Consider the following 17852-nt stretch of genomic DNA (forward strand, 5'->3'; position numbering starts at 1 on the left):
CATGCCATCGAGATTAATCGAGGAGAAATAGGAACTCATCGCCAAATACAGATACGCTGAGCACATCTCGGCATTGATCTGATCGTTCAAAGCCTTTGTCATCTTGTCAGTCATCATAACCTAGCTCCTCCATAATCCATGAAGATTACAGAACTCCCGAGCCGTAACCTCGGTGGCCGTGGTGGCAAAAAATGCCTCGGGAGCATCCCCGGGCTTCAAGTCCTTACGGTACACTATCCCCCCGGCAATCAGCTCGATAAACTCTATAAAATGGGCATCGGTCATCGGATGGTCCACGGATCCGACTTTCACGGTATAGCCACCATCCCCTTTGACGATAACCGGCACATGCTTCTCTTTTGCCGCATCAACGCTGTTCTCTACCAGAAGATTCATCGGCTGGCCGCAGCAGACTAACTCACCGCCACCGGCATGCAGAACCTCCACCAGATTGCCACATAGATCACATTGATAAATCTCCATTTTCTTCGCCATTTTTTTCTCCTTGTTGGTTACACTACTCAAGCGCCTAACACTGCTTATTCTAAGTTACATTCAAAAGAATACTTCCAGCAAGCATTCGAATCGAGACCGCGAAGGCAAGCGAGCAGCGACGAGAGCGTACATCAGTACGCGACAGGAGCAGCGGAGCGCAGCCGACAAAGGTATCGTTTTGAATGCGAACTGGAATTACCAGTTCTCCGCCAGCATCTCATAATATGCCCGAGGGTGAGCACACGCCGGACAAGTCTCTGGCGCATCACTTCCCTCATGGACGTACCCACATTTGGCACACCACCACTTGACGGCAGCCCCCCGTTTGAAGACTCTTCCCGCCTCGATATTGGCTGCTAACTCCAGATACCGCTTCTCATGTTGTTTCTCGGCAACGGCAATAGACATAAAGATATAAGCGATATCAGGAAAACCCTCCGCCTTGGCAATCTTGGCAAACTCGGGATACATGACAGCATGCTCATAACGCTCGCCTGCGGCAGCCTCTTTTAGATTTTCAAGAGTTGTACCGATCACCCCAGCCGGGAAAGAAGCGGTAATCTCCAACTCCCCGCCTTCCAGAAGTTTAAAGAGACGTTTGGCATGAGCTTTTTCCTGATTGGCAGTCTCCTCGAAGATTCGTGACATCTGCACGTACCCTTCCTTTTGGGCCACCTTAGAGAAATAACTGTAGCGGTTCCTGGCCTGAGACTCACCCGCAAAGGCCTTCAAAACATTTTTTTCAGTTTCGGTTCCATGTAATCGCGGCATTAAAAACCCTCCTTCATCACGTAAAATAAACAAACCCTCTCCGAGCTTCAGTTCGGCAGGCAAGAGAAAATCATCCGATTTAATGACTAAATTAACCTTGATCGATTCCGACTAAAAATCCTGTCCCAAGACAAGTCCACGTCATCATCGAAGAGCCTGCTTCCTGCAATTAATATAGGACTAATTTTAATAATAACGCAAGAAAAATACCGATCAGACCCCTTGTTTTGCACAACCAGGGCAAATACCAATAAATTCGAGCCGATGACGCAAAATTGTATAGTCAGTAATAGCTCCCGCCATGGCCTCTAGGTCCACACCCGTCTCCAGGTGCGCATCGTCTACTCGGCCACACTCAACACAGCGTAAATGATGATGCCCCTCAACGTTACCGTCGAAGCGCTTCTTGGTGCCACCGATGTCTATCTTCTGAACCACACCGCTTTCAGCCAAGATCTCCAAATTCCGGTAGACCGTCCCAAGACTCACATTAGGGAGACGACGACGGACCATGTCATACATCTCGTCAGCTGTCGGATGTGAGGTCACTGCCCGTAACTCTTCAAGAATTACCTGCCGCTGTTTGGTCATTCTCAATGATGTGTCTTCTAACATAAAAACCACCCACTCTCTGCATTGCTTAGTTTTTGTTTATAATCTTAGTTAATAGTAAAAATTACTATTAGTCAAGACTTTTTAGTCACTCTTATTCGTTAAGATGATCCTCATCCTGCTCGTTCGATCCAAGATCAAGTCCAAATAACCTGCGCGCCATTTCAAGTTTTTGAGTCTGGTTCTCACTACCACCCTTTGCTTTAAGAAAGGTTATAGGGTGGTGCAACATCTTATTTACAATCGAAGAGGCGAGGACTTCAATCGCCCGAACCTGCTTGGGGGTAAGATCCCTCAAGTGTCCCAAGGTCTTTTCCACCTCTGACAGACGAATCGCATCAGCCTTGTGGCGGATGGCCACGATAGTTGGGGTAACATCCATGCCATCCAACCACTGCTGGAACTTGCCTGTTTCCTCGTCAACAATGCGGGAGGCGCTGTCCGCTTCTTTCTGCCGCTCGGATTTGTTCACTTCGACAACATCTTTCAAGTTATCAATGTCGTAAAGATAAACGTTGTCCAAATCATTCAACTTGGGGTCTAAATCACGAGGCACGGCAATATCAATCAAGAACAAGGGCCTGTTCATCCGCTGCCTCATGATGGGCTTGATATCCTCTCGCATCAAAACAAGACCCGAAGCCCCAGTCGAACTAATCAGGATATCGACATTCTCAAGCTCTGCGACCATGCCATCCAAAGAGACTGCAGTCCCGTTAAACCTTTGGGCAAGGGTAATCGCCCGCTCCAAGGTCCTGTTGGCAACCACGACACCCGCGATACCCTGAGCAATCAGATGCTCGGCAGCAAGCTCTGCCATCTCCCCCGCCCCAACCAGCATGACCCGCTTGTCGGTCAAACTACCCAGAATCTTCTTAGCTAATTGTACGGCGGCATAGCTGATTGACACCGCGCTGCTGCCAATATTGGTCTCAGTGCGCACTCGCTTGGCAACCGAGAAGGATTTATTGATGAACCTGTTCAAGACCGGACCGACGGTCTGCATCTCTGCGGCCGCCCGATATGCCTTTTTCAACTGCCCTAAGATCTGGGGCTCTCCGACAATCATCGAGTCCAGACTGGCCGCCACTCTGAACAGATGATGTACCGCCTCGCCCCCCACGTGAAGATAACTATACCGGTCAATCTCCTCCTCAGAGAGGCCACTGCCCATAAAGAGATGCTGTCGGACAGCTCGCGCCGTCGTCTCAGGGCTCGAACTCGAACATATCACCTCAACCCGGTTACAGGTTCCGAGAAAACAGCACTCTCGGCACCCCGGAATTGTCTTGATCTCTACCACCGGATTTTCACAACCAGCATTGTGCGCCAGTTTTTCACGAACCTCAACCGGCGCCACTTTGTGGTTTACCCCGACAATCAATAACGTATCAGCCTGCATAAGAATGAATTCCCCCAAGCAGATATGTTACCCCCCACAAAGTAAACAGCGCAGCGCCAAAACCGACCATGGACATGATCGCCGCCCTCCGTCGACGCCACCCCATGGTAAAACGAAAATGAAGCAAGGCGGCATAGATAAACCAGGTAATCAAAGACCAAGTCTCCTTGGGATCCCACTGCCAATAACTCCCCCACGCCTGCTTGGCCCAAAACGAACCAGTAATAATGCCCAGCGTCAACAAAGGGAACCCGACAGCAAGACAGTGCTGATTCAAACTATCCAAAGCCTCGAGCGAAGGCAGACGCTCAAAAAAAATACCGAAACGCCTGCTCTTAATTTCTCGCTCCTGGAGGAGATACATAATTCCGCCACAAAATCCCATAGCCAAAAAGGCATTAGCCATCAGGGCAATCGAGGCATGAACCGGAAGCCAATGGCTGCGGAGGGCAGGCGGCAGCGGGGTCACATCCTGAGAGGCCAGCGCGGCGATGAGCATTAACAGCGTAATCCCGACACTGACAAAGGTGCCAAAATTTTTAACTCGATAACGCCAACGAAAAATCAAAAAACCCCAGGTCATCGACCAGGCAAAAAAAGATACCGCTTCATGCATATTGGTGATCGGGGTATGTCCAACCTCAAAATACCTGGCCACCAAGGTCATGGTGTGTAAGATTCCAGCAGCAGTCAAGATCCATCGAGCTGCCAAATGCGACTCTTTTTGCTGCTTAACAAACCAAACCACATACATAATAGTGGCCAGCACATAGCTCAACAGAGTGAGCGGAAATAACACATCCATAATAAATACCCCCAGAAAACACCGGACCAAGATGCCACAACAGCACCATTTCTCTTTTATAAACGAGCTGCTTAGGTTATCGGTTATCAGTTGACGGTTAACTGTCAACCGCAAACCGACAACCTATAGCCGTTACTGGTAAACGATACTAGAATCGCCCATCATTGACAATAGACCTTTCACCTAAGAACAAGCTTTTTCAACTCTCCCACCAAGCCAAGGGGCAAGGCACGGCCTAGACCCTCTTCAAGATAAACCTGAATTTTTGGCCAATCTCGCTCAACAACGAGTGAGAGCAGCCCCCCCTCCATCAATCCGTTAAAAAGGATTTCGTTGTCTGCTTGAGGTAATTTCCACTGCAAAACATGAGGTCTGAGCAAACCCATCATCTCGACTACCAGTTCGTACTCTGGTCCCAGTTTCACCTCGAGTTCCTGGCGTATTTTTTTGGCCAACGCCGGGCTTTTACCACTGGTTGAGATAGCGATCGACAAAGCCCCCCTTTTCACCACGGCCGGAAGAATAAAATTACACTTTTCCGGGACATCGGCAACATTTACCAAGATATTGAATCGGAGGCCATCATCTCGAACCTGATTCTGAACGATCGAGTCGTCCGTTGCCGCCATTACCAAGAAAAATCCCTCTGCATCACCAGGCGTGTACCCCCGCGACATCCAGGTAAGAGATCCCTCCGCTCCCAACTGGGCCAAGCCGGGCGTCAACTCGGGACTAATAACAATAACAACCGCCCCACTGCCAAGAAGCCCCAGAACCTTACGCTCCGCCACCTTTCCCCCGCCAACGACCAGACAGCGACGTCCTTCCACCTGCAAACAGACTGGATAATACTTCATCCTCTCCCTCCTCCACCTCCGGGGCAACCATCAGCTCCCCTGACAGATTTAACATCCCGATTTTTTGCGGTCATGAACATTCTCGCAATACTCCGACAGGGACTACACTACCCTCCCCACCCAAAGGTAATCACCAAAGAACCTGCTTCATCTCCATGAAGAGGGGCAATGCCGGTAATAAATTCATGAGTGCGATCATAATAGTTGTATGGTATTTTAGATCTTGTGAATCATGATGGCGTCGTAAAAATCCCGATCTACTGCGTTGCAGCGCACTTTTGCTCATTCGGCACACCATATGTGTGGCCTCATTCGCAAAAGCACACTGCGCCTCGGAGTCTCTCTTCGATCGCTTACCTGTATATCGGCCCTTTCGGAGTCTCGCAGGCTCGCTTACCTGCTTAGCCATCCCGTGACTTTTTGCGAGACCATCAATCATAATTTGCTATTACCAAGATAATAATACCCGGTCGACCATCTCTCCCGCTCGTCCGTACTCTAAGTAGGTACCCTATCATGCACAAAGGCACTCTCGCTGTCAACAGTTCACAAAAAATGGAGCTTATTGATATCACCAACCAGATTGGCCGAGCCGTCACGGACTCCACCTGCCAGTCCGGCATCTGCCACCTTTATAACCCCCATACCACAGCAGGGATTACCATTAACGAAGGCGCCGACCCGGCAGTGCAAGATGACCTCATCACCATTTTCAAGCGCCTGATCCCGGAGAGCCCGCATTATAAACATTTGGAAGGCAACTCTCCAGCCCATGCCATGACCGCCATGGTAGGAACATCAGCCATGGTCTTTATAGATAGAGGCGCTCTGAAACTTGGCACCTGGCAACGGATTTTCTTCTGCGAATTCGATGGGCCACGCAGCAGAACGCTTCATTGGCGAATCAGAGAAGACTAAGGCGAATCATCCATGAAAAATTCAACTTTTGACGCGTCATCGATCTGCTTCGGCTGGGATCGAGCTACAGATGAACGCTCTTTGCAAGCCTTTCTCCAACGGTTCTGCCGTCCGGAACTGTTGGCCGTCCTTACCCCGCGTCTCACCGACTCCGAACTAACGGGACTAATCGACCACATCTCTGGTCTGATGAAAAACCACTTATCCGAAAAAGAGTACCACTCGCTCTTTCTTGGGAAATAAGCGCCCCACTCTGCTTATGCTGATCACCACTACTGATGGCGTCGCAAAAAGCCCGATCTACTGCGTTGCAGCGCACTTTTGCTCATTCGGCACACCATATGTGTCGCCTCATTCGCAAAAGCACACTGCGCCTCGGAGTCTCTCTTCGATCGCTTACCTGTATATCGGCCCTTTCGGAGTCTCGCAGGCTCGCTTACCTGCTTAGCCATCCCATGACTTTTTGCGAGACCATCACTACTGACCTTTGTTAACTAATAACTCATGAAGCTCCCTCCTGCGCTCTGGCCAGACCAACAGCCATTCTGTTTGGGCCAGGGCCTCGCTTCCTCATGAGACGTTCCTATTTGGAGAATCCCTGTGCCAAGCATCATCAATGACTTACCCACCTACCTTGAACTCCTTAAAGGAGAATCAGAACTCCACCTGATCGAAGAAGAGGTCGATCCCTATCTGGAAATTGCCGAGATCCATCGCCGGGTAATTGACCGTCAAGGCCCAGCCCTGCTCTTTACCAAGGTCAAGGGCAGCCGATTTCCAGTAGTCACCAATCTATTCGGATCCAAACGCCGCCTGGAACTGGCCTTTGGCCGACGCCCTCAACAATTTGTCAAAGGCCTGGTGGAGATGGCGGAATCCATGGGACCGCCAAGTCTCGGGAAACTTTGGTCCCAACGAAATCTTCTTCGCCAAGGGTTGGCCGTCGGCACCAAAAAGGTCCGCCACGCCCCGATTCTCGAATCCCAACAAAATCCTCCTAAGTTGACAGAACTCCCCATGCTCACCTCCTGGGACACCGACGGCGGCGCCTTCGTTACTCTGCCGCTGGTATACACCGAGCACCCGGACGGGTGGGGGCACAACTTGGGCATGTACCGAATCCAGCGGTACGACGACCAGACGACGGGCATCCACTGGCAAATCCACAAGGGTGGAGGATATCATTACCACGAAGCCGAAAAGAGGGAGCAAGCCCTGCCCATGACGTTGTTCATAGGCGGCCCACCGGCCCTGATGATGGCCGCCATCGCCCCCCTACCGGAAAACATCCCGGAACTCCTTCTGGCATCACTCCTCCTGGGGCAAAAACTGCCACTTGTCAACAGCCCAACCGGCCACCACCCCCTAGTTGCCACCGCCGAATTTGCTGTCCAGGGCCTGGTCCAACCCCATGTCAGACGACCAGAAGGGCCCTTTGGCGACCACTACGGGTACAACTCACTGACCCATGACTATCCAGTCTTCCAGGCCAAACACCTCTACAGCCGAAAAAACGCCATCTATCCGGCAACCGTAGTTGGCCAACCACGTCAGGAAGACTATTACATCGGAGATTTCCTCCAAGACCTCCTCTCCCCTCTCTTCCCGCTGGTAATGAGTGGGGTCCGCCAGCTCAAAACCTTCGGCGACACAGGCTTCCACTGCCTGGCTGCCGCCCGGGTCATGGACCGCTATCCCAGAGAGGCCTTTGCCTCGGGACTGCGCATCTTCGGCGAAGGGCAACTTTCGCTGACCAAATTTCTGATCGTCACCGACGGCGATATTGACGTAGAGGATTTCCCAGCCCTTTGGCGCCACATCCTTGAGCGAATCAACTGGCAAACCGACCTCTTTGTCTTCGCCAATGTCTCCCAAGACACTCTTGACTACACCGGCCCCTCAGTCAACAAAGGATCAAAGGCCATGATGATGGGCCTCGGCAAAGAGCCGGTCCGCTCCTTGCCGCAAACCTTTAACGGTGAACTACCACAAGGAGTAAGCCACCCCGTCCCCTACCTCCCCGGCACCCTGGTGCTATCAGCAGCACCTTTTACCGAAGACAAAGAGCTGCCCCAGCGCCTCGCCTCAAGCCCCGCTTTTGCCGACTGGCAAGTAGTGATACTCGTCGATGATAGCCGCAAGGCAACAGCAAACCTCAAAGCCTTTCTCTGGAGCCTGTTCACCCGTTTTGAACCGGCAGCTGACCTTCATGGAGCACACACCTCGATACGCCGCTTTCATGTAGGCCTCACCCCGCCAGTGGTCTTTGACTGCCGGATGAAGCCCTGGTACCCACACATACTTGAGGTTGATTCTGTCACCAAAGACAAGGTAGATTCCAGGATTTCCCGCCTAATTCCGGCATCATGGCGATGACGCGACCTTACACCCCAGGGTAAACTCCTGAACAGGCGCCTTGAAACGGATTAATTTTTCTAACTAAAAGAAAAACGGCAGGAATTTTGCAAACTCTCTACCCAAATGAAGTGTCAAGGCAATTTCTGCCGCACCCTACCGCCATGGAGTGCCCTTATGATCATCAACCCCTTAACCGGACAGCGCATTTCCGACAAGAAATCCGCTGAAAAAACCAAGTCAACTTCGTCAAGTGCTTTTTTTGATCTCCTGACAGACCAACTCATGCCGTCAGAGGCTCCTGCCACTACCTCCAGCGCCAGAGAGACAGAACAGACCGCAGGGCAAATTCCTGTCGAACTCCGTTTGGCCGGCCTGTCGATGAGTGAAAACACCATCGACCTTCTTGACTCATTCAGCAAGGCCTTAGACAATCTCAATCTTGCCCCCAAAGACCTGCTGCCGCTGGTTGAGGCCCTTGAGGGCGACACCACCACTCTGCTCGACATCAAGGAGCAACTGCCACAAAATGACCCTTTGTCGCTGTTGATTGATCGAGTGACCACAATAACCGTCATTGAGGCAAAAAAATTTCGCCGCGGTGACTACAACTAATCCCCATGGAAGAAAGACTACAGAAAATTTTAGCCAAAGCCGGTATCTGTTCTCGCCGGGCAGCAGAAGATTTCATCCGTCAAGGCCGCGTTTACGTCGACGGTCGGCCGATCACCGAAATGGGCCATAAATTCGATCCTGACACACATCGGATTACCGTGGATGGCCACCCACTCCAACTCGCAGAAAAAAAAATCACCGTCCTCCTTAATAAACCCAAAGGATACGTCACCACCATGAGCGACCCCCAAGGCCGCCCAATTGTTTCCTCCCTGGTCAAAGCTGTTGGTCTGCGCCTCTTTCCGGTGGGACGTTTGGACATCGACACCGAAGGCGCTCTGCTGATGACCAACGACGGAGAGCTTGCCCAACACCTGCTCCACCCAAAATTCGAAATCAACCGGACCTACCAGGCCGTGATTCGAGGACTCATCAGTCAGGAAACAATCAAAAATCTAGAACACGGGATACTTCTTGACGGCCAACAGACCTGGCCTGCCAAAATTTCAATTCACCACACTTCAGAGAAAACAACGACCGTTCAGTGCGTAATCCACGAAGGCCGCAAACGCCAAGTCCGCCGGATGTTTGAGACGGTTGGACATCCGGTAATCGCTCTCAAACGCTTGGCCTATGGCAACCTCCGACTCGGCACTCTGCCCCTCGGGGCATACCGTCTGCTCAGCACAAAAGACCTGGAACGACTCTTCTCGCCACCTAACCTAAAAAAAATATCTCATCCGAAGTAAAATTTTTCTTTACAATATCAAAAATGATTTATAACCTCAGTTAGTTAGGTTTATATTGGCATACAGTTGCCACACTTTCTGGAGGATTTATGAACAAATCAGAACTCATTGAGGCGCTCGCTCAGGAGATGGATATGCCTCTCCGCCAAGCAGGCGCTATTCTGAACACCATCCTGGAAACCATGATGGAATCGCTGGAACGTGGCGATAGCATTGAAATACGTGGGTTTGGTAGTTTTGTAGTCAAGACCTACCAGCCTTACACCGGGAGAAACCCCAAGACCGGGCAGCAGATTAAGGTCCGCCCTAAAAAACTACCATTTTTTAAAGTCGGCAAGGAACTAAAGGAACGAGTAGATAGCTGAGTTCATTCTTCTTTCTTCACCGACTCGACCCACTCACACCGCATCAACAATTTCACCGACCAGATCGTAGGTGTGAGCCTCTGTTATCTCGACATCCACCAGATCTCCGACTGCACACTCCCCGGCATTGATGTAGACACACCCATCAATGTCCGGGGCCTGGCTCCGCAACCGGCCTTCAACAAGAAGATCCGTCTCTGCGCTCACCCCTTCCACCAAGACCTGCTCAATCGTGCCAACCCGCCGCAGGTTCTTGGCTAACGAAATCCCAGCCTGTAGCTCCATCAAACGCTGAAGCCTCTCCTCCTTGACTTCTTCCGGACAGTGATCTGGAAGCTTTGCCGCAGCCGACCCCTCTTCATTGGAATAGGAAAAAACTCCCACATGATCCAGCAGGTGCTTCTGAAGAAAATCCTCCAGCATCACCACATCGGCTTCCGTCTCGCCTGGGAATCCCACGATAAAAGTGGTCCTGATCGCCGCCTGCGGGACGATATGTCGAATTCTTGCCATTAATTCATCAAGCGCCCCACCGACACTCGGCCTATTCATCAGGCGCAAGATTGATGGACTGACATGCTGAAAGGGAATATCAAGATAAGGAAGGAGGCGGTCATTCTCGGCAATCACCTGAAGAAGATGATCGGTTATCCGCTGAGGATAGAGATACAGAGTTCGCAACCAGGGAATGTCAGTTTCTTGTAAGAGACGGGTCAGCAACTCCGGCAAACGGGCGTCCTTCGATGCCAAATCAAGCCCATAGGCGGTAAGATCCTGTCCGATCAAGGTCAGCTCCTTAACCCCAAGACGCTCTAAACGTCTGGCCTCAGACACCACGTCATCCAAGTCCCGACTTCGCAAACGTCCGCGAATGCTCGGGATCATACAATAGCTACAGGCATTGGAGCAGCCCTCAGTTATTTTCAGATAAGCTCGATGAATTGGTGTTGAAATCAACCGCGGCATAGCGCTGGTCATCAAAAACGGCGGCCCCGTAAGATTGGCCATCTCGGGTACATGCCCCTCTCCAATGGCCTCGATTCGCGCCACGATATCAGCAAAACTTTCAGTTCCCAGAAAAAGGTCAACTTCCGGCATTTCATGCATCAACTCCTGGCCGTAACGCTGGACGAGGCAGCCTGTCACCACCAACAGGGTACCAGGTCGTTGTTTCTTGACCTCTACAAGTTGCAAAATTTCATCAACCGCCTCTTCCGCAGCCGATTGCACAAAGCCGCAAGTGTTTACCAAGATGACCTGAGCTTCTTCCGGCTCAGCACAGGTCTGGTACCCAGCGCTCGCCAACAATCCAAGCATTATTTCTGAATCCACCAGATTTTTTGGACACCCGAGACTGACGATAAATACATTTTTATTCATGACTGTCCTTCACACAAAAATCAATCAGGGACTGACTCACCCTGCGAACCGACGCTTTAAATGCCTTGGCGCCAAAACCTGGCAGCCAATCATCCCCGCTCAGCAAATCAGAAACAACCATCACCGCCACCAACTCCACCTCACGAAAGGCCGCCACGGTGAGCAGGGCGCTGAACTCCATATCTACTCCCGCCACAGCCTGTTGCTGCAATCGCACCACCTGCGCTCTCGTCTCCCGAAAGGGGGCATCTGTGGTCCAGACCCCACCGGCCTTGACCTCAATACCACTGTGGATAAGGGAAGCACATACCAATGCATGCAGTCGCGATGAAACCCGCGGCGGTATCGACAGTGGATAATGCCGCGAGGTCCCTTCACTACTGACCGCCCACTGAGGCATCAACACCTCACCAAGAGACAAATCGCGAATCAACGCCCCACAGGTGCCAAAAACCACAAAACGCCGCCCACCCAAGGCAATTAACTTTTCTAAGGTCATCACTGCCATCGGAGCGCCAAGTGCTGGACCACACGCATACGCCTTCGACGCGGGAATACTCACAAGTGATGAATTATAAAGAAAATGCCGCTGCCCCCCTAACTTTACAGCAGCTTGAACCACAGACTGGGCTTCACCCGGATTGACGCAGAAGAGTACCGTACCAGAGATCTCGGGCTCGCCATGACAACGCCTCGGCTTAACAAAACAGTCTTGACTCCTTTCCATAGCACCCGTTCATCCTCTTTGCATAACGGCTCAGGTTACCGTTTTGCGATAATCCGTTATCCGTCAACCTATGGTCCGTTATAACTCCCTAATTCTCGTAGATTGGGTTAGCGGAGCGTAACCCAACAATAATGGTGCCTTTTAGAGTTGGGTTACGCTCCGCTAACCCAACCTACAACTTATGGGAATAATTTATTTTCCTCATCACTAAATAGTTACCCCATTAGGTCTCGTTTCCGCGACATCCTGGCAAAAAGTAAACCTGCCTTTCGAACTCGCAAACGCAAAAAGGCCACAGGTTTCCCTGCGGCCTTTTTGATGCAAAGTAGAGCTTAGTGACGCGGAAATTACCAATTTACCATAACGCATCCCGGCTTTGGGCCATCTTTGGTCGCGACTCAATCACAAAATCCTCGGCGTAGCGCTGTTACGCCTGCGGTTTTGTTCAATCGGCGCAACCAAATCTGACCCAGATCCGGGCGTGATCCAGGTAAATTGGTAATTTCCGAGTCCCTTAAATATCCGGATTAAACCAAGCCCTTACCGAACAGCAGGATCAGGGAGATAACCAGACCATAAATAGTCAAAGACTCGATCAGAGCCAAACCGATGATCATGGTAACGGTGATCTTGCCAGATGCTTCTGGATTACGTGCAGTACCGGTACAAGCGCCACCTACTGCTGTTCCCATACCAATTCCGCAACCAAGAGCGGCGATACCAACCGACAGAGCCGCAGCAATACAAACCAGAGCCACATTTACACCACCAGCAGCAGCAGCGCCTTCAGCAGCCATCGCCAGAGAAGACATCCCCAGCACCATCGCAACAGTCAACAAACTTACCTTCTTCATCCTTTTTCCTCCATTAAATAAAATTAAATGATTGGCCTTCTTCTTACTGCAAAAATCGTCAAGGAGCCGGAGAAGACATCATCCCCCCCGGTCATTCCCACATTAATTAATGAGCATGCTCCATCGCCGCCGAGAAATACAGGATCGACAGCAGGACAAAAACCAAGGACTGCACCACCGATACCAACACCCCCAGGCAGAGAATAGGCAGCGGTGCAAAATATGCCCCGGCAAGCATAAACAGAATGCCGAGCAATGTTTCTTTGGCCATGATGTTACCAAAGAGACGAATGGAGAGAGACAAAATTCTCGCCAAATGACTGATCAACTCAATGGGCAGCATCAGAGGAATCAACCAGGGAATCGGCCCGAGAAAGTGTTTGACGTAACCAATCCCATGGCTCTTGACCCCAAGGATGTGGGTAGTTACAAAGATGATCAGGGTACAAGCCAGAGTGATATTAAGATTAGAAGTCGGTGACATGAAACCCGGCATTAACCCAACCATATTGGCAACCAGAATATACAAAGCAAAGGTAGCCAGCATCGGGAACATCATCCGGGCCCCCTCCTTTCCCATATTATCCGCCATAAACCCTTCAATTCCATCGACAACCGCTTCCCAGAAGTTCTGCCCCTTGCCGGGGATCATCTCGATCTTGCCCATAGTTAATTTAGGGACCAAAATCAATACCAGCATGACAAACCAGGTGTACGTCATATGCGGAGAAACAAGTTTGGCGAGGACAGTATCACCAACCAGAGTGTGTGGGACCGGCAGTCCGAGTGCCTGCAATATCACTGAAATGAATAGTATTGGATGTTCCATGACGGCCTACAGTGCCTCCTTTCCTGAAAAATAAATGTCTTTTGCCTGGCTGACAGCGGCAACAACAATTCCAACCACTACCGATGACAACCCAACAAGCAATCCAACCACATGCACCTGCCCATACCTGACCAAAAAATACAACATCACGGCCAAGACAGACAAACGCATGTAATACTTAATGAAGAAACGAACTTTTACCGCCTGCATAGGACCTTTCATCACCTGAGTCAAATCCTTCTTAAGCAGGATAAAACTCGCATTGGCAATAACTGCTCCGATCAAAACCGCAACTGCAATTCTTCCCGAATAGGCCATTGCGGCAGCAAGGGGCATGGCGGCAAGAAGCGCCCAGTTACACACCAAAACAGTATTCAGCGAAAAGTCTGGTTGCCTATCCATAACCCGTGGTCTCTTAAAGATCATTACGGCGTGTCAGACGATACAAGGTCCTAAACCCGGCAAACACTCCGAAACCAAAAAAAATCAACATGAACCAAGGGGTAGTGCGACCGCCGAACAACTTCTCGTCAAGCAGATAGCCCATGCCAAAACCAACAAAAATACTTGACGCCAAGCTGAGGCCGATGGTGGAAAAATCGGCCAGCAACCGCATCAACTCCTTACGAGTACCTTGCGGCTTCATACTGTCTGCCGCCAGTTGGCGACACAGACGCTCAGCCAGTGACAACACCCTGTGTATCTACCTATTAAAGATACTTCCCAGGCTAAAAACAGGTTTCTAGGTATCATGTGGTATAGTTAAAGTCAACGCCTTTTTCAGGTGTTAGCCAATTTTCTGAACGACGATTCAGTTTTTTCCAATGTCTTCGCCAAGTCCTCACTGGAATGCGCGTCCGAGATAAATGCCGCCTCAAACTGGGACGGAGCCAGATAAATCCCCTGAGCCAGCATATCTTGATAAAATGTCGCGAATCTAGCGGTGTCCGATGTCATGGCACTGGTAAAATCAGTCACTGGGCTCCCGGTAAAAAAGGTCGTAATCACTGATCCGACGCGGTTCAATGTCGCTGGTATCGAGTATTTCTTTGCCAGCGACTCAAGCTCTCCAGCAAAATCTGCGGCCTTTTTATCCAGCCGCTCATAGAATCCCGGAGCGCTGAGGACCTTCAGCGTGGCGATCCCTGCGGCCATAGCCAAGGGGTTTCCGGAAAGTGTTCCAGCCTGATACACTGGACCTTCCGGGGCAATAAGATTCATAATCTCTTTTTTACCGCCATAGGCGCCCACTGGCAAACCACCGCCGATGATCTTCCCCATACATGTCAGGTCGGGCATAATATTGAATTTTGCCTGAGCACCGCCAAGGCTCAACCGAAACCCGGTAATCACCTCATCAAAAATCAACAAAATATTGTTGGCCCGAGTCAACTCCCGCACCCGCTCCAGAAAACCTGGCGCTGCAGGTATTACACCCATATTGGCAGCAACAGGCTCCATGATCACACAAGCGATATTCAAAGAGCTATCGGTCAAGGTCTTCTCCAACACCTCAAAATCATTGTAAGGGATGGAGATCGTATTCTTAACCACATCTTCGGGTACTCCCGGACTGCCGGGAATCCCCAACGTCACCACCCCAGAACCTGCCTTAACCAAAAAGGCATCGGCATGACCATGATAACAACCATCGAACTTAACCACCACGTTCTTGCCGGTATAGCCACGGGCAAGGCGGATAGCGCTCATGGTGGCCTCGGTGCCGGAGTTGACAAACCGCACCTTCTCCACCGACGGCATAGCCTGGCACACCATCTCTGCCAATTCAACCTCCATCGGCGACGGCGCCCCAAAACTGGTCCCCTTATCAACGGCCGAGTGAATCGCCGCAGCCACGGTCGGATGATTATGACCGAGGATCATCGGCCCCCAGGAGCAGACAAAATCCACATATTCATTGCCATCAACATCATAGACCTTAGAACCATTGGCCCGCTCGATAAATACCGGATCGCATCCCACCGACTTGCACGCCCGAACCGGACTACTTACCCCGCCGGGAATAGATTGCTGAGCCCGCTGAAAAAAAGTACGAGAGCTGTCTGTCTTCATACCGAAAGTCTCCACACATTTATATTCCAATCACAGTCGCCAAAACCTTCATGACGCACCCCTCAAAAAACATCGAACACCATAGCATGATGGTTTCTATTCGTCAAAGGTAACTACACAGGTTAACGGTAATCAGTTATCGGTTTACGGTTAAAAGAATCATGGTTAGTCATAAATCATCGCATGATACTCAATGTCAGTGTGTCCTCAGCCATTGGCAGGACCCAATCACCGTCAACCGTAAACCGACAACCTGAGCAGTTACCGTCAAAGAAGTATTGTCTGTCGCAAATTCTCGCACCGATCAACTGTACAATTTTCCCTGCCCTTTTCGTCTCAATTGCCATTTTTATGCGGTTAACTCTGCAAGAAACCGGACAACCCAGCAATTCACTTGACAATATTCACACTGCCATTGTAATAAAATCGTTGGACTTTACTGACCCCCGTTTGGGATCTCTGACGATACCCCACTTCCGAACATACCGCATCGCTGGTCAGGCATGGCCAACAGCCACTCGACTCTTTTCAACAAACAGGGCAGGTCCATACAACTTCACACCAACAATTAGGAATAGCCATGGAAGACGATCTTACCCCAACAAACAATCAACTCATCCTCGGAGTCGATTTTGGCACCTCGCGGACAGCGGTCATGTCCAACAGGGGCTATAAACACATTACCCGTTCCGTCGTCGGTTACCCCAAAGACATCATCGGCATCAAACTCATGGGTAAAACTCAAGTTTTTGGTGACGAAGCCCTGAAAAACAGATCGGCATTAACTCTATACCATCCTCTTGAAGACGGAGTCATCCGCGATGCCAGCGAAAAAGACTTCATCGCGGCGATGGAACTGATGAAGCATGTAGTCAACGAGGCCAAACAGGGGGAAGATATTCCGGTTGCCGGCATTATTGGCGTTCCCTCCCGGGCCTCAATCATGAACAAGGAACTCCTGCTGCAAATCTCCCGCGAGGTCATGGAGACTGCGCTGGTCGTCTCGGAACCCTTCATGGTCGCCTACCACTTAGGTAAACTCAACGATGCCATTATTGTCGATATCGGCGCAGGCACTGTTGATATCTGCGGGGTCAAGGGCTCAATCCCCGGCATGAAAGACCAGATCACCACTCTTAAGGGCGGTGACTATATTGACGAACGCCTGGAATCCGCGATTCTGCAGAAATTTTACGATGTCCAAGTCACCCGCAACCTGATTCGGACCATTAAAGAACAGCATGCCTTTGTCGGGGAACCCGCAGCCCCTGTCAAGGTCACCCTCCGCAGCGAAGGAAAACCGGCCGAATACGACATCACCCGCGAGATACGCGCAGTCTGCGAAAGCATTATCCCGGACATCGTCGAAAACATCATTTCGATCTTAGAAGGATATGACCCGGAAAGCCAGACCGAAGTCCTCAAGAATATCTACCTGGCAGGGGGCGGGTCTAAACTCAAAGGACTCTCTGCCATGGTTGAAAAGCAGTTGAGCGATTATGGCGAAGTCAAGGTAACCTGCGTTGATGACCCCGACTTTTCAGGGTGCGCCGGGGCCTTGAAGCTAGCGCTCGACCTCCCCCCTGAACATTGGGACAAAATCGGCTTTTCAGGCCCTGCGGAATAATCTTCCCCTGACATGAAAGCTCTTCTCTTTATCCTCCTGGGGCTCTCCCTGGGCATAGGCCTCACCCTGATTGCCATTCAGGAGCGGTTTTTGAGGGAGCGGCGACGACTGCTGGCCCTAGGCGAATCACAACGAGCCAAAGCCACCCAAGCCCTTGATGAGCAGAATAAAAAATGGGCGCAAGAGTGTCAGCAGTACAAGGATGAGCTGTCTGCCTGTAAAGAACAACTAACAAAGAGAGAAGTACCCACTTTGTCCTCGCCTGAGGATCATATCCATAAAAACGAACATGACCGGTTGATTCAAGAAAAAAACTCGGAACTCAGTCGACTGGCCACTGAGATAAGAGGCGCTGCCGAACTCCTGGGAGGACGCCAGGAAGAGATCAACGATCTCCAAGGGCAGATCGCCTTTCTCC

The 17852-nt window shown here is 50.8% G+C and carries 22 protein-coding genes; 8 read left to right on the plus strand and 14 right to left on the minus strand.

Annotation, left to right across the window (positions count from 1 at the left end; translation table 11 throughout):
* From FP815_00590 to FP815_00620, 7 genes are all read right to left on the minus strand, one after another.
* Positions 1-117, minus strand: a 117-nt coding sequence (locus tag FP815_00590) for a ferritin (GenBank protein ID MBA3013438.1), incomplete at its 3' end; no start/stop codon positions are given.
* A gap of 3 nt (positions 118-120) precedes the next feature.
* Positions 121-495, minus strand: coding sequence for a desulfoferrodoxin (locus FP815_00595; protein ID MBA3013439.1), 375 nt, complete (start codon positions 493-495; stop codon positions 121-123).
* Positions 496-690: 195 nt separating this feature from the next.
* Positions 691-1266: a rubrerythrin family protein gene (locus tag FP815_00600; protein MBA3013440.1), complete on the minus strand. Its 576-nt coding sequence runs from the start codon at positions 1264-1266 to the stop codon at positions 691-693.
* 213 nt (positions 1267-1479) lie between these two features.
* Positions 1480-1881, minus strand: coding sequence for a transcriptional repressor (locus FP815_00605; protein MBA3013441.1), 402 nt, complete (start codon positions 1879-1881; stop codon positions 1480-1482).
* A gap of 91 nt (positions 1882-1972) precedes the next feature.
* Positions 1973-3280 carry a glutamyl-tRNA reductase gene (locus tag FP815_00610; GenBank protein ID MBA3013442.1) on the minus strand — a complete coding sequence of 436 codons (1308 nt, stop codon included), beginning with the start codon at positions 3278-3280 and terminating at the stop codon, positions 1973-1975.
* Positions 3270-4085 (minus strand): c-type cytochrome biogenesis protein CcsB, encoded by an 816-nt coding sequence (gene ccsB / locus FP815_00615; GenBank protein MBA3013443.1) that lies wholly within the window; start codon positions 4083-4085, stop codon positions 3270-3272. The genes FP815_00610 and ccsB overlap by 11 nt, the downstream gene beginning before the upstream one ends.
* 179 nt (positions 4086-4264) lie before the next feature.
* The gene (locus FP815_00620; protein MBA3013444.1) at positions 4265-4942 is read right to left on the minus strand and encodes a bifunctional precorrin-2 dehydrogenase/sirohydrochlorin ferrochelatase; all 678 of its coding nucleotides are present in this window, start codon (positions 4940-4942) and stop codon (positions 4265-4267) included.
* A 516-nt stretch (positions 4943-5458) separates the two neighbouring features.
* Here FP815_00620 and FP815_00625 point away from each other — a divergent pair.
* The 6 genes from FP815_00625 (at position 5459) to FP815_00650 (ending at position 9944) form a co-directional block, all read left to right on the plus strand.
* Positions 5459-5860, plus strand: a complete 402-nt coding sequence (locus FP815_00625) for a YjbQ family protein (GenBank protein MBA3013445.1) — start codon at positions 5459-5461, stop codon at positions 5858-5860.
* 12 nt (positions 5861-5872) lie between these two features.
* On the plus strand, positions 5873-6103 hold the full coding sequence (locus FP815_00630; protein ID MBA3013446.1) for a hypothetical protein: 231 nt from the start codon (positions 5873-5875) through the stop codon (positions 6101-6103).
* Between the two features lie 357 nt (positions 6104-6460).
* Positions 6461-8236, plus strand: coding sequence for a UbiD family decarboxylase (locus FP815_00635; protein ID MBA3013447.1), 1776 nt, complete (start codon positions 6461-6463; stop codon positions 8234-8236).
* Between the two features lie 156 nt (positions 8237-8392).
* Entirely contained in the window at positions 8393-8830 is a 438-nt protein-coding gene (locus tag FP815_00640) for a hypothetical protein (protein MBA3013448.1), read from the plus strand.
* 5 nt (positions 8831-8835) lie between these two features.
* A complete protein-coding gene (locus tag FP815_00645) occupies positions 8836-9579 on the plus strand; it encodes an rRNA pseudouridine synthase (GenBank protein ID MBA3013449.1) in 744 nt (247 codons plus the stop codon).
* Between the two features lie 89 nt (positions 9580-9668).
* On the plus strand, positions 9669-9944 hold the full coding sequence (locus FP815_00650) for an integration host factor subunit beta (GenBank protein MBA3013450.1): 276 nt from the start codon (positions 9669-9671) through the stop codon (positions 9942-9944).
* Positions 9945-9977: 33 nt separating this feature from the next.
* On the opposite strand, the gene rimO is transcribed toward FP815_00650, so the two are convergent.
* From rimO to hemL, 7 genes are all read right to left on the minus strand, one after another.
* Entirely contained in the window at positions 9978-11324 is a 1347-nt protein-coding gene (gene rimO, locus FP815_00655; GenBank protein MBA3013451.1) for a 30S ribosomal protein S12 methylthiotransferase RimO, read from the minus strand.
* Positions 11317-12051 (minus strand): nucleoside phosphorylase, encoded by a 735-nt coding sequence (locus tag FP815_00660; GenBank protein MBA3013452.1) that lies wholly within the window; start codon positions 12049-12051, stop codon positions 11317-11319. The genes rimO and FP815_00660 overlap by 8 nt, the downstream gene beginning before the upstream one ends.
* Positions 12052-12578: 527 nt before the next feature.
* Positions 12579-12905, minus strand: a complete 327-nt coding sequence (atpE, locus tag FP815_00665) for an ATP synthase F0 subunit C (GenBank protein MBA3013453.1) — start codon at positions 12903-12905, stop codon at positions 12579-12581.
* Positions 12906-13011: 106 nt separating this feature from the next.
* Positions 13012-13734 carry a F0F1 ATP synthase subunit A gene (atpB, locus tag FP815_00670; GenBank protein MBA3013454.1) on the minus strand — a complete coding sequence of 241 codons (723 nt, stop codon included), beginning with the start codon at positions 13732-13734 and terminating at the stop codon, positions 13012-13014.
* A gap of 6 nt (positions 13735-13740) precedes the next feature.
* Positions 13741-14160 (minus strand): ATP synthase subunit I, encoded by a 420-nt coding sequence (locus tag FP815_00675; protein ID MBA3013455.1) that lies wholly within the window; start codon positions 14158-14160, stop codon positions 13741-13743.
* Positions 14150-14380, minus strand: coding sequence for an AtpZ/AtpI family protein (locus FP815_00680; GenBank protein ID MBA3013456.1), 231 nt, complete (start codon positions 14378-14380; stop codon positions 14150-14152). Before FP815_00680 ends, FP815_00675 begins: the two co-directional genes overlap by 11 nt.
* Before the next feature lie 134 nt (positions 14381-14514).
* A complete protein-coding gene (gene hemL / locus FP815_00685) occupies positions 14515-15807 on the minus strand; it encodes a glutamate-1-semialdehyde-2,1-aminomutase (GenBank protein MBA3013457.1) in 1293 nt (430 codons plus the stop codon).
* A gap of 580 nt (positions 15808-16387) precedes the next feature.
* Here hemL and FP815_00690 point away from each other — a divergent pair.
* Together FP815_00690 and FP815_00695 are read left to right on the plus strand one after the other, a co-directional pair.
* Complete coding sequence (locus tag FP815_00690) at positions 16388-17434, plus strand: hypothetical protein (protein MBA3013458.1); 1047 nt, start codon at positions 16388-16390, stop codon at positions 17432-17434.
* Between the two features lie 12 nt (positions 17435-17446).
* The coding region (locus FP815_00695) for a hypothetical protein (protein ID MBA3013459.1) at positions 17447-17852 on the plus strand (406 nt) is incomplete at its 3' end.

The organism is Desulfobulbaceae bacterium (assembly GCA_013792005.1).
GTDB lineage: Bacteria > Desulfobacterota > Desulfobulbia > Desulfobulbales > VMSU01 > VMSU01.

What these genes read in the sequence shown, in the direction of transcription:
- FP815_00660 (MBA3013452.1), bottom strand. Translation starts at nt 12,051, where the DNA reads ATGGAAAGGAGTCAAGACTGTTTTGTTAAGCCGAGGCGTTGTCATGGC.
- FP815_00645 (MBA3013449.1), top strand. Translation starts at nt 8,836, where the DNA reads ATGGAAGAAAGACTACAGAAAATTTTAGCCAAAGCCGGTATCTGTTCT.
- FP815_00610 (MBA3013442.1), bottom strand. Translation starts at nt 3,280, where the DNA reads ATGCAGGCTGATACGTTATTGATTGTCGGGGTAAACCACAAAGTGGCG.
- FP815_00680 (MBA3013456.1), bottom strand. Translation starts at nt 14,380, where the DNA reads ATGAAGCCGCAAGGTACTCGTAAGGAGTTGATGCGGTTGCTGGCCGAT.
- FP815_00605 (MBA3013441.1), bottom strand. Translation starts at nt 1,881, where the DNA reads ATGTTAGAAGACACATCATTGAGAATGACCAAACAGCGGCAGGTAATT.
- atpB (MBA3013454.1), bottom strand. Translation starts at nt 13,734, where the DNA reads ATGGAACATCCAATACTATTCATTTCAGTGATATTGCAGGCACTCGGA.
- FP815_00600 (MBA3013440.1), bottom strand. Translation starts at nt 1,266, where the DNA reads ATGCCGCGATTACATGGAACCGAAACTGAAAAAAATGTTTTGAAGGCC.
- ccsB (MBA3013443.1), bottom strand. Translation starts at nt 4,085, where the DNA reads ATGGATGTGTTATTTCCGCTCACTCTGTTGAGCTATGTGCTGGCCACT.
- FP815_00620 (MBA3013444.1), bottom strand. Translation starts at nt 4,942, where the DNA reads ATGAAGTATTATCCAGTCTGTTTGCAGGTGGAAGGACGTCGCTGTCTG.
- FP815_00630 (MBA3013446.1), top strand. Translation starts at nt 5,873, where the DNA reads ATGAAAAATTCAACTTTTGACGCGTCATCGATCTGCTTCGGCTGGGAT.
- FP815_00690 (MBA3013458.1), top strand. Translation starts at nt 16,388, where the DNA reads ATGGAAGACGATCTTACCCCAACAAACAATCAACTCATCCTCGGAGTC.
- FP815_00595 (MBA3013439.1), bottom strand. Translation starts at nt 495, where the DNA reads ATGGCGAAGAAAATGGAGATTTATCAATGTGATCTATGTGGCAATCTG.
- hemL (MBA3013457.1), bottom strand. Translation starts at nt 15,807, where the DNA reads ATGAAGACAGACAGCTCTCGTACTTTTTTTCAGCGGGCTCAGCAATCT.
- FP815_00625 (MBA3013445.1), top strand. Translation starts at nt 5,459, where the DNA reads ATGCACAAAGGCACTCTCGCTGTCAACAGTTCACAAAAAATGGAGCTT.
- FP815_00640 (MBA3013448.1), top strand. Translation starts at nt 8,393, where the DNA reads ATGATCATCAACCCCTTAACCGGACAGCGCATTTCCGACAAGAAATCC.
- FP815_00675 (MBA3013455.1), bottom strand. Translation starts at nt 14,160, where the DNA reads ATGATCTTTAAGAGACCACGGGTTATGGATAGGCAACCAGACTTTTCG.
- atpE (MBA3013453.1), bottom strand. Translation starts at nt 12,905, where the DNA reads ATGAAGAAGGTAAGTTTGTTGACTGTTGCGATGGTGCTGGGGATGTCT.
- FP815_00650 (MBA3013450.1), top strand. Translation starts at nt 9,669, where the DNA reads ATGAACAAATCAGAACTCATTGAGGCGCTCGCTCAGGAGATGGATATG.
- rimO (MBA3013451.1), bottom strand. Translation starts at nt 11,324, where the DNA reads ATGAATAAAAATGTATTTATCGTCAGTCTCGGGTGTCCAAAAAATCTG.